The organism is Bacillus clarus (genome assembly GCF_000746925.1).
GTDB classification, from domain to species: domain Bacteria; phylum Bacillota; class Bacilli; order Bacillales; family Bacillaceae_G; genus Bacillus_A; species Bacillus_A clarus.
In genome coordinates this window covers 4,274,085-4,288,631 of record NZ_JMQC01000008.1, presented here as the reverse complement: position 1 = coordinate 4,288,631, position 14,547 = coordinate 4,274,085, and the positions used below count along the sequence as shown (strand labels likewise).

Annotated in this window: 19 protein-coding genes and 2 pseudogenes; 4 read left to right on the top strand and 17 right to left on the bottom strand. The window is 34.2% G+C overall.

The genetic code is table 11. The features are described from left to right. Positions 1-418: 418 nt before the first annotated feature. Positions 419-844: a tyrosine-type recombinase/integrase gene (locus DJ93_RS22875; RefSeq protein WP_052109613.1), complete on the top strand. Its 426-nt coding sequence runs from the start codon at positions 419-421 to the stop codon at positions 842-844. Between the two features lie 263 nt (positions 845-1,107). Next, positions 1,108-1,392, top strand: coding sequence for a hypothetical protein (locus DJ93_RS22870; protein ID WP_042983393.1), 285 nt, complete (start codon positions 1,108-1,110; stop codon positions 1,390-1,392). Positions 1,393-1,774: 382 nt separating this feature from the next. On the opposite strand, the gene DJ93_RS34455 is transcribed toward DJ93_RS22870, so the two are convergent. The 15 genes and pseudogenes from DJ93_RS34455 to DJ93_RS22805 form a co-directional block, all read right to left on the bottom strand. Next, entirely contained in the window at positions 1,775-1,906 is a 132-nt protein-coding gene (locus tag DJ93_RS34455; RefSeq protein WP_259300238.1) for a hypothetical protein, read from the bottom strand. Next, entirely contained in the window at positions 1,903-2,997 is a 1,095-nt protein-coding gene (locus DJ93_RS22865) for a response regulator aspartate phosphatase (protein WP_042983391.1), read from the bottom strand. Before DJ93_RS22865 ends, DJ93_RS34455 begins: the two co-directional genes overlap by 4 nt. A gap of 182 nt (positions 2,998-3,179) precedes the next feature. Next, entirely contained in the window at positions 3,180-3,428 is a 249-nt protein-coding gene (locus DJ93_RS22860; RefSeq protein WP_042983390.1) for a DUF4176 domain-containing protein, read from the bottom strand. A gap of 16 nt (positions 3,429-3,444) precedes the next feature. Next, positions 3,445-3,633 (bottom strand): hypothetical protein, encoded by a 189-nt coding sequence (locus tag DJ93_RS22855; protein ID WP_042983389.1) that lies wholly within the window; start codon positions 3,631-3,633, stop codon positions 3,445-3,447. Between the two features lie 4 nt (positions 3,634-3,637). Continuing rightward, positions 3,638-3,901, bottom strand: a complete 264-nt coding sequence (locus DJ93_RS22850) for a hypothetical protein (protein WP_042983388.1) — start codon at positions 3,899-3,901, stop codon at positions 3,638-3,640. A 53-nt stretch (positions 3,902-3,954) separates the two neighbouring features. Continuing rightward, on the bottom strand, positions 3,955-4,146 hold the full coding sequence (locus tag DJ93_RS22845; protein ID WP_042983386.1) for a hypothetical protein: 192 nt from the start codon (positions 4,144-4,146) through the stop codon (positions 3,955-3,957). A 17-nt stretch (positions 4,147-4,163) separates the two neighbouring features. Next, positions 4,164-4,475 (bottom strand): phosphotransferase family protein, encoded by a 312-nt coding sequence (locus DJ93_RS33895; protein WP_052109611.1) that lies wholly within the window; start codon positions 4,473-4,475, stop codon positions 4,164-4,166. Between the two features lie 12 nt (positions 4,476-4,487). Continuing rightward, complete coding sequence (locus DJ93_RS33890; RefSeq protein WP_052109609.1) at positions 4,488-4,685, bottom strand: hypothetical protein; 198 nt, start codon at positions 4,683-4,685, stop codon at positions 4,488-4,490. Positions 4,686-4,716: 31 nt separating this feature from the next. After that, positions 4,717-5,145 carry a GNAT family N-acetyltransferase gene (locus tag DJ93_RS22835; RefSeq protein ID WP_042983385.1) on the bottom strand — a complete coding sequence of 143 codons (429 nt, stop codon included), beginning with the start codon at positions 5,143-5,145 and terminating at the stop codon, positions 4,717-4,719. 4 nt (positions 5,146-5,149) lie between these two features. Beyond that, positions 5,150-5,404, bottom strand: a complete 255-nt coding sequence (locus DJ93_RS22830) for a cupin domain-containing protein (RefSeq protein WP_241484310.1) — start codon at positions 5,402-5,404, stop codon at positions 5,150-5,152. Between the two features lie 123 nt (positions 5,405-5,527). Beyond that, on the bottom strand, positions 5,528-6,013 hold the full coding sequence (locus tag DJ93_RS22825) for a GNAT family N-acetyltransferase (protein ID WP_042983384.1): 486 nt from the start codon (positions 6,011-6,013) through the stop codon (positions 5,528-5,530). Next, positions 6,010-6,556 (bottom strand): annotated as a pseudogene (locus DJ93_RS22820) (2'-5' RNA ligase family protein). Before DJ93_RS22820 ends, DJ93_RS22825 begins: the two are co-directional and overlap by 4 nt. Before the next feature lie 6 nt (positions 6,557-6,562). Further along, on the bottom strand, positions 6,563-7,129 hold the full coding sequence (locus tag DJ93_RS22815; RefSeq protein WP_042983383.1) for a GNAT family N-acetyltransferase: 567 nt from the start codon (positions 7,127-7,129) through the stop codon (positions 6,563-6,565). 276 nt (positions 7,130-7,405) lie between these two features. Then, the gene (locus DJ93_RS22810; RefSeq protein ID WP_042983382.1) at positions 7,406-8,533 is read right to left on the bottom strand and encodes a metallophosphoesterase; all 1,128 of its coding nucleotides are present in this window, start codon (positions 8,531-8,533) and stop codon (positions 7,406-7,408) included. Between the two features lie 148 nt (positions 8,534-8,681). After that, positions 8,682-9,104 carry a GNAT family N-acetyltransferase gene (locus DJ93_RS22805; protein ID WP_042983381.1) on the bottom strand — a complete coding sequence of 141 codons (423 nt, stop codon included), beginning with the start codon at positions 9,102-9,104 and terminating at the stop codon, positions 8,682-8,684. Between the two features lie 132 nt (positions 9,105-9,236). Here DJ93_RS22805 and pdxR point away from each other — a divergent pair, with 132 nt between their 5' ends. Then, positions 9,237-10,637, top strand: a complete 1,401-nt coding sequence (gene pdxR / locus DJ93_RS22800; RefSeq protein WP_042983380.1) for a MocR-like pyridoxine biosynthesis transcription factor PdxR — start codon at positions 9,237-9,239, stop codon at positions 10,635-10,637. A 38-nt stretch (positions 10,638-10,675) separates the two neighbouring features. Here the strand turns inward: pdxR and DJ93_RS22795 are convergent, their stop codons facing one another. Continuing rightward, positions 10,676-11,533 (bottom strand): YitT family protein, encoded by an 858-nt coding sequence (locus DJ93_RS22795; protein WP_042983379.1) that lies wholly within the window; start codon positions 11,531-11,533, stop codon positions 10,676-10,678. 263 nt (positions 11,534-11,796) lie between these two features. Here DJ93_RS22795 and DJ93_RS31120 point away from each other — a divergent pair. Continuing rightward, positions 11,797-13,166: pseudogene (locus DJ93_RS31120) on the top strand (IS1182 family transposase); the annotation flags it as partial. Positions 13,167-13,296: 130 nt separating this feature from the next. Here the strand turns inward: DJ93_RS31120 and DJ93_RS22780 are convergent. Further along, the gene (locus tag DJ93_RS22780) at positions 13,297-14,505 is read right to left on the bottom strand and encodes a macrolide family glycosyltransferase (protein WP_042983377.1); all 1,209 of its coding nucleotides are present in this window, start codon (positions 14,503-14,505) and stop codon (positions 13,297-13,299) included. Positions 14,506-14,547: the final 42 nt, after the last annotated feature.

The window sequence follows — 14,547 nt, the reverse complement described above, 5'->3', positions numbered from 1 at the left end:
AACTTCACTCCTATAAGATTTCCTTGAACTATATTTAATGATAATTCTTTCTTGTTTAAGTACATTAATTATTTCTATTCTTTTTAAATTTATTAGTTATGTATTCTAATAAGTTTGTAGTTCCAAGAGACATTGCCCCAATACAAGTATAAAAGTGAAAGAAATAATTTTCACTTTTAAAAGAATATCCTACAATTAACCTTCCAAGCTTTCACTCTGCAATTTTTAACTTATCCGCTATGGTTGTTGGTATGTGTACACATCCAAGGTTGGTAAGCTGAGAGTGTTTTCTCAAGGGTTAGAACTGTGAGTGTCTCGTATAAGAGGACTACTTTAGTTGGCTCATTAGAGCTAGCTCGGTAGCCCTCTTTTTTGCGTACAACGAAAAGGAGATCACCAAGAGGAGGAACGATTAATTATGCTATTCAAATTCGCTATTAAGGATTACCTAGACGAGAAGGATTTTGCCAATTTAGCACCTCGGACAATCAAATCTTATGGAGATACTCTCACCGAGTTTCAAGTGTTCTGCTCAGAGCGTGAACTCATAGACACTGAGGAGGTGAGAGAACAAACCATTAAGAGCTACCTCGTGTATTGCCAACGAGAACGACAAAACAGCGTACTAACAAGAAATACTAAATTGCAGCACTTGAAGACTTTCTTCCAGTTCCTTGAGGACGAGGAAGTAATAAGTCAAAAGAGAAATCCAGCTCGTAAGCTCAAGCAAGCTAAAACAGAGACTCGAATAGAAGTCTTCTCAGATGAACAAATAAGAATGATGCTTATCATCAACTTACACCTAACGCAGTCAAACTCATGTTTAGCCGACTCGCGAAGATAATGAACTTTAAGAACGTTAGACTGTCAGCTCATAGGTGCTTGATGGCTGGAATGGATGTATTCACTCTGAGTAAACTCCTCAGACATTCAAACTTGAAGATGACTGACAAGGTGATTCCTCAAAGGAGGAACATACTTTGAGAAAGCAAAACCTAGAATCCGTACTTATAGCAAGTGGTATGACAGGTTTTATTTATGAAGTCGGCTATCTCCTATCACTCTTAATAGTCAACTACTAATTATAAACTAAGGAGGAATTTTAAAATGAAAACAACTCAATTGGATAAATTAATGGAGATTATTGATAATACAGTAGATGCAAAGCAAATTAAAATGATGAAGGAGCTAGGCTATGAGGTTACTCATGAGATGGCGTTCTCAGAGGTACTAGCAATTCACCACGAGATGAACAAAGCAGGTATCTCTACAGAAATTAAAACTTTACAACAAGGAACTACATACTTAGTAAACCTTCGAGTTGGACACCTAGAAGATTCTTTACAGTTCAACCTCAGCGATACAACTGACGAGGAGGTTACAGCATGTTAACTAAATCAACTTACAAGGTATCAGCTAACTCAAATAAAGCTCCGCAATAAGATACAAGTAGGATTAGATTAACAGATTAGGAGCTTCTCAGAGAGCTCTTTTTACCATCCACCGCGAGAAATACCTAACAATACATCTAAGAGACTTTACACTATTTATGAACAAACGAATAAAAAATTACACAAGTCGATCTGAGAGGTCGTTTTTCTCATGGAAAGCAATTTCAATTGAAATATGTATTTTCTTGAGATGGCAACTACTAGTTTCACCTATGGCAATCCCCCTCGGATATCCTAATTTAATGATATGCTACTTATTAATTCTGTACAAAAAAATAAAGCAAGGATTTCTCCCTGCTCCTGTTAGTTCCTTAATTAAGAGATCAACCGCCAGTATTTCCATCTGCCATTGTTTTTACTAGATTAGTAGTTTGTTGCTCATCTACTGAAGTATGTACTCCAAGTGTTAAAGTTAAAATTGTTACAATTCCCATTAAACGTATTGCCTTTTTCATTTTAGCGCCTCCTTTTTGTGAATTTCTTTTTTAGCTTCATAGCTTAAATAAAAGTACTTACTACCTTGCTCGAAACTGCCTTCATTATGATACTGAACAGCTACGACTTCAGTATATTCTTGAACATACTCCCATAGTTGTTCTCTTTTAAAGTACTCCATTCCTGCTAAAGCTGCCTTTTCTAATTCTTGAGCTGGAGCATTTTGAACCATTGATTTTAAAATTGCAAATCGGTACTGATACTCATTGTTTTCTAGTTGTGTACATATTGTTAAACCTTTTTCAATAAGCTCCAGAGCAACTTCTATTTGACCTAATTTAAAGTGCTCTCTAGCCTCAACAAATAGGGCTCTGTAATTCGTTGGCATTTTTTCATTAACTTCAGATAAATAACGAATAGCCAATGGAGAGAGGTTTTGACTTGCATACATTAAACCTAGATTTTGGCGAACCATAAGGATAAAGTGCTCTTCCTCTATCTTTTGAAAAGTATTCATTGCAGAAGTCAAATACTCCTCAGCTAGTTCCCATTCTTTTAAATGTATACATGCTAATCCATAAAGGTTATTACAAAAAGCTAGATTCAACTCATTGTCCTTATGTTTAGAGAATATCTCTTTAGCTTTCGTTACATGAGTAATTGCTAACAGTGCTTGATAAACATGATAACGGAATGTAGCTAATTTATAGTAAAACTCTGCATGTTCAAGTTCATCAGAAATATATCTTAAGAGTGATTCAGCCTTCTCATAGTGCTCTTTGGCTAAAGTGTATTCACCAATTGCATTAGAGTGGATAGCTTTAAAAAAATGATAATAGTAGGATAGCGAACTATTTGTTGGTACACCATAAAAGTCGATTTCATCAAAACTATCTTTGGATACTCTCAAGTTATCAATTAAGTAATTGTATCGAAAATCGAGAAGTAAGTAATGCTGCAATAACTCTGAGCTATCTTTAATCTCATTAACTTTTGCTTCCACTTTTTGTTTTAAATCCCTTGCTTTTTCTATATGTCTCGAGCGAATCTCTAAATACCATTCGTTTAATAATTGGGTTACTTGCTCATTCCCCTTTGTTTGAACGTTCATAAATAACCTCCTCATCCTTTTTATGCAAACCCCCCCTATAATAAACAATAGCAAAATTTGAATACATAAAAAAGGCTATATATTTATTTCTCAAGAAAATTCTGAATAAATAACTACAAAAAACTCCTAGCTATAACTAGGAATTTTCCTCTCAAAGAGAATTATTATAAACATAACTTTATTTACATTTCTACTAATTTCTCACGTAGAACTAATTCATTCTCAGTCATATACCCTCTATGCATTTCCTCTACAATCTTATCATGATTAAAACACAATACTTTTTCATCCCCTAAATAACCTACTGGATAAGGAACACCTACATAATCAAAATCTCGTTTATCCGCTGATACAACCATTCTTCCAATAATCATAACAACTTGTTCTATACCTTCTAGTTTCACTACTGTTCCAATTGGTAAAAGTTTCATAGTTATTTATCCCCTTTTATTTTTTTACTTTTCTTCCAATAAAGTCCATTAAATATGTAAATCCAATTGCTAATCCACCAAAAACAAGTATATAAAAGAATGTAAGAATACGATCTCCTAATGACTGCGGAAAAAATAATGAAAGTAATGCAATAATAGGTACTGTTATTAAATATATAGTTCTCATTTGTTTGAAAGGACGCATCTACTTACTCCTTTTTCTCTGGTTTTACAAATAAGCCAGCTGCAAAGTCTTTATACAAAGGAGTATAAATCCCATTCTCAGCTCCAGCATGCACTTTAAAACCTAAGTTTCCAACTCCCAACTCCAAACGCAGGGTAATGTCATGATCACGGAAATATGGAATAATATCCGGTATATCAATTTTTTCAAATAACACTTCATACTTATGTGCAGTATACGCAGCATCTGCTTTAAAACCAAACAGACCACCTGTTTTGATATCCTCCATACTGTTCCGATTAGTAAAAGTTTCATGATTATTCTCTCTTCTTATATTAGACATTATTTATTGTTAAATTTACTAAACATCCATTCGTAAAATTTATTAGTACCAAGTGCACATGCTCCTAAAATAAGAACACCTATAATAAAGCCAATCTTTTTAGGTAATTCATAAGGAGATATAAAAGCAACTACAAGTAATATAGCAATTGCAACATATGTAATAATCCTTCCAGCCTTAAATGGTTGCATATTGATATGCTCCTCTCTTAATCCTCAAATTTAATGGTACCACCTAATCCATAACCATCTCCAACATATAATCCCATTTCTTTTCCTACTAGTCCATAACTAGCTAATATACCCGCAAAGTCATATGCAGGATCCCCTATACTGACACCACCAAAATCAATAACCCCTGAAATTTCCTTCTTTACCGAGCTGTATAAAATATTCGTCATACCAAAATCCCCATGAACGAGACACGGAGTAAAATCAAAATGACTTCTTTTATTTACATATGACTCAAATGATGTTGAAACTGACTGTCTCGCATCTTCTCTCATAAAAGGAATTGGCAATGTAATAAACTCTCATATTCTTTCTAATAATTGTGTTTCTATTCGAAGCTTCTTCACACCTTTTCTATATTTTGGAAACCGAAATACTATATTCTCATTTACGATCAATACATCATTATTTTGACCAATTTCATTTACATAAGCCGATTCTACTTGCAATGCAGGATACACCCTTTGTAAATAAGTAACATACACATTTTCTTGCTTCATTTTTTTTCTTCTCCCATTTAGGCTATTGTTCTCACTTCAAAGTCATAACTACTTGTCTTTCAGCAAAACCAAACTCTTTGTACATCTCTTTCGCAAAGTTCCCTGCAAATACATTCAAACGAATTTCGAAATATTTCTCTTGTAATATAGTAATTCCTGCTTTCATTAGCTTTCTCGATAAACCCTTCCCACGATACTGTGAAAAAATGTACAATTCATAAATAAACCCAATTTTTTCTCCAGAAAAATAGTCTGTATTTTCCCCGACTAAAATCCATCCAGCTATCTCATTTTCTTGCTTTACGATTAAATAATACGCTCCTTTTTCTAATAAAGGCTTCGTAATTTCGATTGCTTGTTCTGTGCTTACTTGACAATTCCCTCTCGTTCCTTCAAAAAGCGATTGTGCAGCACAATCTAATATTTGCTTCGTTTCTTCTTTATTCGCCTTAATAATCATCCTTTCACGCCTCCTCTTCTCCAATGGGCATTAAAATACCATTCTCAAGATTCTCTGATTCCATTACAATTGCTATCAGTCCATTTTCCGTACTCGTTTCATGAAACTCTCCCTTTTCCAAAAAAACAGCTTGTCCTGCTTTCACTTTCAATTTTTCTTTATCTGCCCCGCACACAAATCCTTCGCCGTCTACAATAAGAAGCAGTTGAGATACAACTGCTTCTTGATATCCGATTATTCCATTCGCTTGTAAATGCATTGCGCCGATATGTATATCCCCTTGATGTTTTACTATTTTTTACATCATAAAGTCTGATTGAAATGCTGATATGTGCTTCCCTACTTTTTTACTGAAATCAAATATTTTCATGCATGGTTCTCCTTATATATACAAAACCATCCTTACTGTTTGCAACATATGTCCTTCGAAATCTTCTTCAAATTGCTCTAAAGCTGCAAAGCCTTTCGCTTCATAAAATCGTTTACCTTTTTCATTTGCTGCTTCTACATGGATGTACATTTTCCGAATCCCTTTTAATACCGTGATTCCTCTTTGTAACAACGCTGTTCCTATTCCTTTCCCCTGCTGACCCGGTAACAAATAAATCGCTCCTAATTCTGCTTCATTTTGCAGTCTAATAGGTGAGAAATTCGCAAAGCCAATTACTTCCCCCTCTACTTCAGCAACAAATAAATGTGTATTTTCCAGTCGGTATTTCATCTTTTCATCAGAATACGCTTCATCTAAAAAATTATCTTGAATCGCTCTTGGGATAATTCCTTCATATGTGTCATGCCAAGCTATTTTTGCCACCTTTTGTACAGCACTAATATCTTCTTGTTTCATCTCTCTAACCACATATGTCATCTCGATGTCTCCATTCTCTTAAATTTATATTCTGCTAGTATGCTAGAAAAAACTGCAGAACCATTCTCATAATTCACTTTAATTTTTCAATACCAGCTCTTTTTACATTGAATTTTTGATATACATACTCCATGACATATAAAAACTGCTTTGCATTTAAATGATTCATCATGGTACGATGCGGCACCCATTTTTCAGGTATGTAATATGACTTTGAATTATCATTAAAATCTTGAAAAAAATGATGATATGAATAGTGCAATTCTAAAAGTTTACTTGTAACCGTGGGTGCTAAAAAGACTGTTCCATTACTAGGAAATGTACCGACAGAAGGAAAATCAATGTAAAAACTTTCCCAATCATTCATAAAGTTACCCAATTCTTCCCTATACAAATCAACGTTTAAGTCATTGTAATCCGCTAATGTAATATGGGGCTCTTCTCCTTCTATTAGAACAATACCTACCCTGTCTGCTAATTTTTTTGCATCTCCTTTATCTCTTTTACAAACGCACGATCAAATGTAGCAACAACAGCGAACACCTTTCTTCACTCCTTCGTTAAGCGTAAAGCTTCCCATTCTTCACGAATCATTCCCATACGAATAGAATCGTAGTATGTACCATTATAATAACGGCATTTTCGCATTCTTCCTTCTAACCTCATTCCTATTTTTCCAGCTACTTTCATCATTCGTTCATTTCCAGACCAAGTCGTGAGTCCAACTCTACCAATCTCCATATTTTCAAATAGAAAATCTCTATATAATCGTAAAGCTTCTGTACCGTAACCACCATTCCAATATGTTGGGTTATAAATAACAATCCCCATCTCCAACCAACGCGTCGGCTTATATTCCCAATAAAAACCTACCGTCCCGATTATTTCCCCTTCATTTTCAACAATAAACTGGGATAGTGGTTCTTCTTTTAATCGTAATTGTAAATTCTCTTTGTACACCGAATACTCTTGAATAGAAAATGGAAAGTATGGTGCATCCCACTTCTTCCATTCTGGATTTTCTTCCTGAAATACGAGAGCCCATAATGGCTTTATATCACCCTCTTCAATTGTTCGAAGCTGAACTTTCTTCCCTTTTAACATCGTTTTCTGCATAAAGTCCTCCTACATACATTGCTATTTAATATATACAATTATAATATTTTTTCTGAAAAATCAAAACAAAAACCTCACTTATACTGTATAATTTTGTAAGAGAATCTGATGTTTCCTAAACACTTGAACCCTCACATTTTTAATTATGCAGAACGCAGGTGAGATACTGAAAAAACCTATCGGTATTATTCTCTTATTTATTATTGTCGCAACAAATTAGATGAAATACGAATTCCTACAACATAAAAAATAGGAGGATATATTCCCTCCTATTTTTTAGCTATACACTCGTAAGTCTTTTTCATTCAACTTAAGAAGAATGCCTTTCTCTATCCAACCTTCCACACCATCTTTTTTTATTAAATCATATCCTATGCAGCTATTATCAATAAGGGACACTATATCACCTTTTTTGACACTTATTTGCGCACAAGAGATATCCGTTTTAACAGTAAAATCACCGGATTCATTTTGTTTTATATATTCATTTTTCACATAAAGTAGCTTATTTGTTTCTCTTTGCTTACATACAGTAAAATCTTTATTTTTCTCCACCGGTTCAATATAATAATACGGATATGTAACGCCTCCCTGCATTACGGAATCCGCGTTAAAATCCACTAATACTTCATACTGCAGAAAATGATCTACAGATGTATATGAGAATACGTCTGTAATAGTTGATCTATGAATGATAAATGCATTTAATTGTCCTGCTTCTTTAATAGCATTCCCGCCATCAATCGCAATTATCTTTTTATTTTCGTCAACAACCGGATTGTTAGATGGGGCTTCCTCAGAATAATTCACAACAGGCCAATGCCCGACTATTACATACTTATTCGTACGATGTGATTCATTTAGAAATGCCGGCATTGCAATCGTATTTTTCCGCTTTGTCTTCTTCCAATCTTCTATATTTTCAAATCCAGCGTGCACAAAAATATACTCCTCTGTTTCAATAGCAGTTGGCAATTGTGTCAGCCAATTTATTTCTTTTGAAAAGTTACTCATTAATATATGTTTCACTTCACGAATATCAGTCTCTTCACTAACAGGAAAATTCAACTGACTTAACCATTCATTATATATAGAATACTTTCGCGTACATAAATAGTTGATTAACCCAGGATTTTCATTTAAAAGAGCTTCAACTAAAACTTCACAATTCCCTTCAATAACATGGACATTCGGATTACAACTGGCAAGATTCATAACATAGTTTACAACGCCAATACTATCTCTCCCTTTTTCACAAAGATCACCGTTAATAATTAAATAGTCCTCTTCTTTAAAATTAACTTTATGTAAGAATTCCTTAAAAAGCTCTAGTTCTCCATGAATATCAGAAATAACGATGACTCTTACATCGTTTGGTATTGATAGTTTCTTTATTTTTTCCAAGTATAAACGCTCCTTGTATTTTCTAAATTCAATACTACCTTATTATTGTATAGAAACTATTCGACAAAATAAGCTATTAACCCTTTTCATCTTTGATTTCTATATAAAAAGAGGTTCTATATGTTATTTCACATAGAACCTCCTTTTCTTATAACTCTTTACAAAAAGAATAACTTACCTTATCATACCCCTCTCTTTCATAGAAGCGATGGGCATTGACTCGAGGAAACGCAGATGTAAGAACGATAGATTCACACCCTTTTTCTATCCCCCATTTTTCTATATATGAAAGAAGAACTTTTCCATACCCTTTCGATCTGTGAGCTTCTGCTGTTACAAGATCATAAACGAAAACATGTTTTTCATTATAAAAATTCGTGCAAACTGCCACACCAGCAAGACTAACAACTTCATCTTCTTCATCATATAACGAAAACAACTTATAATTTTCTTCTTTCATTTTTCGAAATAAAGAACTTGCCTTTTCTTTTGAAAGTGCTGTTCGTAATTGCTGTAACACTGGTAAAACCTCATATAATTGTTCTTCTGTTATGATTTCTCTAATATTCATTATAACTCTCCCCTAACTATTTATAAAATTTTCTAAATGTTATATCATCATTATAAAAAGCAACTGTCCCTTACTTAAGTGACAGATCACTTATTTTTTATAAGGCCAGTTTAAAAAGGAGGCTTACATACGATGGATGTTACTATTCCTCTGCAATTAGAAAGTCAAACACCAATTTATATACAAATTTACAATTACATAAAACTAGAAATTGTAAAGGGAACTCTTTCTGTCGGAACACGTCTTCCCTCTCACAGAAACTTAGCATCACAGCTTAATGTTAGCCGGATTACGGTCGAATCTGCTTATCAACAATTAATGGCTGAAGGGTATGTAGTAAGTAAACCGAAGCGCGGTATATTCGTTGCAGAAGTTGATATCGATGTAATTCCAAATAAACAACTTCATATACCTTATAAAACTAGTCGTGTAAAAGAAGAACAATATAATTTTGATTGTAGCCAAGGACTAATCGATCAAACAGCTTTTCCTATTTCAAATTGGAAAAGAGCACTACAAGAGGCCTTACTTCAATACGAAAACAATTTATTTGCTAAAGAAGATCCACAAGGTGAATTCATTCTTCGAGAGCATATTTCTAAATACTTATATCATGCTCGCGGGGTACACTCTTCACCTGACCAAATTATTATCGGATCCGGCATACAACCACTCCTTTGGCTACTTCTTCAACTGCTTGGTCCTAAAAAAGAATACGGAATCGAGAATCCTGGATTTCATCGTGTGAATGCGATTATAAAAAGTTGCGGACTCCCCATTCACCCTATTCCATTAGATGAAAAAGGGATTAATATTTCATCTTTACGTAAATCGAATGCAAATGTAGCATATGTCACGCCATCACACCAGTTTCCTTACGGGATGATTATGCCGTTATCTAGAAGACTTGAATTACTAAAATGGGCAAATGACCATAGTGGCTATATACTTGAGGATGATTATGACGGAGAGTTTCGCTACGTAGGAAAACCAATTCCCTCCTTACAAGGGCTCGATTCAAAAGAACGCGTTATTTATATGGGAACTTTTTCAAAGTCCTTCTTACCATCTTTACGAATGGGGTATATCGTATTACCAAACCACCTTTTACAGGCTTATAACGAGCTTGGTGGTATCTTTAAACAAACTGTCTCCACGATGCAGCAACTTGCTTTTGCTACCTTTATTCAAAAAGGAGATTGGAATCGGCACATAAATCGAATTCGTACGTTGTACAAAAGAAAACACATTGCATTAGTTAAATCCATTACGAGCGAAATAGGAACCCATGTTGATATACTCGGTGAACAATCCGGACTTCATATTGTACTACACGTCCATAATGGTATGACCGAGCGAGAGCTCATTGAATCTGCTATAACAAAACACGTAAAAATTTATCCTCTCTCCATATACGACTCCGTAAATGATTTACGAAAGCAATCGTATGTATTACTAGGCTTCGGAGGGATACAAGAAACGGAAATTGAAACAGTTGTAAAGCTATTAAAAGAAGCTTGGTTTCCCAATTAAAAAGACTGCTTCCTTGTGGAAGCAGTCTTTTTAGTTACTTATTTGTTTGATGCTTGCCCTGAACGTGCTGACATTCCTGGACGCTTTACACCAGTTGTTTCTGTTGAATAAGAAGCTTCAATTATGGCAGTTGGATCTACAGAGAGAACGAGATCTTTCATCTTTGGATAAATGAAACGGTTTGTAATACAGTAAATGATTCTCTGGTGCTCTCCTAAAAAACCACCTTCTCCATGTAGATACGTAACAGAAAGTTGCAATTCTTTCATAAGTAGCTCACCAATTTCTTTATTTTTGCTCGAAATAATCATGACGCTCTTCCCTTGATTAATACCATCTAATATGAAATCAATCATCTTCGTAACAATATAGAAAATTGCTAATGAGAACATCGCCTGCTCGATTGAAAATAAAATAGCGACAAATACGAAAATAACCGCATTTACAGCAAGTAAAAATGTACTAATCGGTACTTTAAAATGCTTATTCATCCAAACAGCTAACATCTCTGACCCATCAATTGCTCCGCCCATTTTTACAACAATCCCAACGCCAATTCCAAATAGTACCCCACCATAAAGTACAATTAATAACTCAGACGTTGTAATAGCTGGAAATGGTTTCAAATAAATTAATCCGAGAGTGGTTACAATATTTGCATAGGATGTGCGGATGAAAAACTTTTTTCCCATTACTTTTGCCGTAAATAATAAAATAGGAATATTAAGTCCTAAAAACACTCCATAAAGCGGCAATCCAGCAACTTTATTTGCCATAATAGCAATGGCTGTTACCCCACCATCTACTAATCCATTCGGTGCTAAAATAAGCTCCAATGAACCGGCTACAATAATCGATCCAATTGTCAATAATACATATTCGAATAATTTTTTCATTAATAACCCCCAAAACATATATATTTTCTCAGTATTATTTTACCGTAATTTTTTTGTTAATACAAAAAAATCGCTTTACATACACAAACTGTTCACCTTTTTGCTGATTTTCATGTACAAATTTCATTTCATACACGAAAAGTACACACTTATATATAAGTGTGTCAGGCTGTGGAGAAAGTCTTCTCCACAGCCTTGTTTTGTGTCTGAACCTCTTTTTATGTGTCAACACTGATAAAAAAGAGGAAAAGGAGAGGTTTTTTATGATGGGTGCATTAAAAAATCATCGTGATGAACGTGTATCAGTTTCTGTAGAAGAATTAGTTCCACAAGACCATTTTCTTCGTGCGATTGAAGCTACAATCAGCTTTGATTTTATTGAAGAGAAGTTACGCCCCTATTACTGTGAAAATAATGGACGTCCTTCTATTCATCCAATCGTTTTATTTAAGATGATGTTTATTGGATATTTTTACGGTATTCGCTCAGAACGTCAACTAGAAAAAGAGATTAAAACCAATATTGCTTACCGTTGGTTTTTAGGATTTTCCCTATCAGATCCAATTCCAAATCATTCTACCATCAGCTGGAATCGCCGTACGCGCTTTATTCATACAAATATATTTGAAGAAATCTTTGATGAAATTGTACGTCAAGCGACGGAACACCGTATGGTGGGAGGACGTGCCTTGATGACAGATTCTACGCACATAAAAGCGAATGCCAATAAAAATAAATTTGTACATAAATTTAAAAAAGAAAAGCCAAAGTTTTATATAGAGGAACTAGAGGCTGCGGTTATGGAAGATCGTGAAGCTCATGAAAAAAAGAATTAAAACCTAGAAAGGAAAGTGATACCCCTACTAAAAAAATTCGTATAAGTACAACTGATCCAGATAGTGGCTTTTTAATGAGGGATGGAAAACCGAACGGTTTTCATTTCTTAGATCATCGTACGACTGATGCGAAGTACAATGTGATTACAGATACCTATATAACGGCTGGAAATGTAGCGGATTCCGAGCCGTATTTAGCACGCCTCCAAGCTCAAATTGATAAATTTGGATTCGAAGTTGAAGCTGTAGCACTTGATGCCGGTTATTTTACAGGTTATATCTGTAAGAAATTATCAGAACAGAATATATTTATGGTGATGGGGTATCGCCGATTTGGAAAACGGAATAAAGAAGTACCAAAAAGTCAATTTAAATATGAAGAAGAAACAGACGTATTTGCCTGTCCAATGGGATGTATTTTAGAATATGCGACAACGGATCGAGAAGGATACCGTCAATATAAATCTAATCCAACAGATTGTGCCGTTTGTCCATTGCGTGATAAATGTTTCTCAGAGAAACAAAAACAAAAAGTCATTACGCATCATATTTGGGAAGAATATAAAGATATCGCAAGAAAAAACAAATTAACAAGTACGGGTAAAAAGCTATATAAAGTACGCTGTTCTACAATTGAGCGGAGTTTTGCGGATGCCAAAGAACTACATGGTTATCGGTATGCCCGGTTTCGAGGGGTGAAGTATGTCCAAATGCAGGCCTATCTCACTGCAGCCTGCCAAAACATGAAAAAAATAGCCCTTCACCTGACCAAAAAGGGTCAGGTGAAGGGCTATTTTTTGTGTTTTTATCATGTATTACTATTTTGTACGAATTTCAGAATTCATACATTCCAGAGTGTAGGAAACCCTAAAGGGTTTCCAAACACTCTGACACACTTATATATAAGTGTGTACTTTTCGTGTATCTTTAATTATTGAATAAAATATGCTTTTTTTTCAAATTAAAAATTTCGTCCACCGCCCTTTTATATCCTCCAGCTTTTCGTAAACTTAAACCAATAATTTTACTAGCCTCTTTATATGAAGAATTATTTAATAATGTATTTACGGCTTCTTTTAATTCATCTGCTGTAACACTTTTATTATCTAAAACTACGCCGGCATTTAATTCTTCTACTCTTTTTGCTACAAAAGGTTGATCATTAGTAATCGGTAAAACAACAAGTGGTGTATCGTAATACAGTCCCTCACTTACACTATTCATACCTCCATGCGTAATGAATACATCTGCATATTTTAAAACATCTAGTTGTGGCACATACGGACGAATAATAAAATGAGATGGTATGTTAGATAATTTCATTGTATCAATTTCTTTACCTATCGAAATTACAACGATCCCATTAAAATCTTTAAACGCCTGCAAGCACTTTTCATATAGTTCTAATTGTTTATTCAACTCTGTTCCCATTGAAATATATATAACTGCTTTTTCTTCTAACTTATATAACGGAAAATCCACCTCTACGTTTCGAGTAGTAATGGACGGCCCTATAAATTTAACGTTATCCTTAACAGAATCCGAATATGGTTGGAAATATTTCGAAGTAAAAACTAATGTCATGTCACTTTCATAGTGAAAGAGTTGTTCTAATGAATGAATTTTCACTCTGTACTGATTACTTATTCTATTCATGATCGCACTACACTCTTTATATAGAGTGGAATTAACATCTATTTCCTCAAACTTTTCTTTCATGCCTTCCAACATTTCTTTATTCATTGCAAATGTTGTACAAGATGCAACTGTAGGTATAGTTAACATTTCGGCCAGAATTCTACCTAAAATAAAATGCTGATCATAAATCATATAATCAAATTTTTCACGATTCACACTCTCTAACAAAAAAGGAATTGCTTTCTCTGTCGCGCTTAAAAATCTATATATCATTTGCAACGGATTAAACATATCTTCCATTCTATTTTTCAAATTAATCTCTTCTAAAATCCCCCCATAATTACGAAACTGAACATCTATATTTTGTAACTTATATCGATATTCTTCTTCACAATAGTAAATAACTTCTTCGCCCCTATCTACCAATTCTTTTACAACGCCAATGGTAGGATTAATGTGACCTTCAGCTGGAAAATTTATAACTATCGCTTTTGACATAAAAAATCTCTCCATTTCTATATATTTTAGTTAGAGTAGATT

Coding starts and splice junctions, on each gene's coding strand:
- DJ93_RS22875 (WP_052109613.1), top strand. CDS start 419: ATGCTATTCAAATTCGCTATTAAGGATTACCTAGACGAGAAGGATTTT.
- DJ93_RS22870 (WP_042983393.1), top strand. CDS start 1,108: ATGAAAACAACTCAATTGGATAAATTAATGGAGATTATTGATAATACA.
- DJ93_RS34455 (WP_259300238.1), bottom strand. CDS start 1,906: ATGAAAAAGGCAATACGTTTAATGGGAATTGTAACAATTTTAACTTTA.
- DJ93_RS22865 (WP_042983391.1), bottom strand. CDS start 2,997: ATGAACGTTCAAACAAAGGGGAATGAGCAAGTAACCCAATTATTAAAC.
- DJ93_RS22860 (WP_042983390.1), bottom strand. CDS start 3,428: ATGAAACTTTTACCAATTGGAACAGTAGTGAAACTAGAAGGTATAGAA.
- DJ93_RS22855 (WP_042983389.1), bottom strand. CDS start 3,633: ATGCGTCCTTTCAAACAAATGAGAACTATATATTTAATAACAGTACCT.
- DJ93_RS22850 (WP_042983388.1), bottom strand. CDS start 3,901: ATGGAGGATATCAAAACAGGTGGTCTGTTTGGTTTTAAAGCAGATGCT.
- DJ93_RS22845 (WP_042983386.1), bottom strand. CDS start 4,146: ATGCAACCATTTAAGGCTGGAAGGATTATTACATATGTTGCAATTGCT.
- DJ93_RS33890 (WP_052109609.1), bottom strand. CDS start 4,685: ATGAAGCAAGAAAATGTGTATGTTACTTATTTACAAAGGGTGTATCCT.
- DJ93_RS22835 (WP_042983385.1), bottom strand. CDS start 5,145: ATGATTATTAAGGCGAATAAAGAAGAAACGAAGCAAATATTAGATTGT.
- DJ93_RS22830 (WP_241484310.1), bottom strand. CDS start 5,404: ATGCATTTACAAGCGAATGGAATAATCGGATATCAAGAAGCAGTTGTA.
- DJ93_RS22825 (WP_042983384.1), bottom strand. CDS start 6,013: ATGACATATGTGGTTAGAGAGATGAAACAAGAAGATATTAGTGCTGTA.
- DJ93_RS22815 (WP_042983383.1), bottom strand. CDS start 7,129: ATGCAGAAAACGATGTTAAAAGGGAAGAAAGTTCAGCTTCGAACAATT.
- DJ93_RS22805 (WP_042983381.1), bottom strand. CDS start 9,104: ATGAATATTAGAGAAATCATAACAGAAGAACAATTATATGAGGTTTTA.
- pdxR (WP_042983380.1), top strand. CDS start 9,237: ATGGATGTTACTATTCCTCTGCAATTAGAAAGTCAAACACCAATTTAT.
- DJ93_RS22795 (WP_042983379.1), bottom strand. CDS start 11,533: ATGAAAAAATTATTCGAATATGTATTATTGACAATTGGATCGATTATT.
- DJ93_RS22780 (WP_042983377.1), bottom strand. CDS start 14,505: ATGTCAAAAGCGATAGTTATAAATTTTCCAGCTGAAGGTCACATTAAT.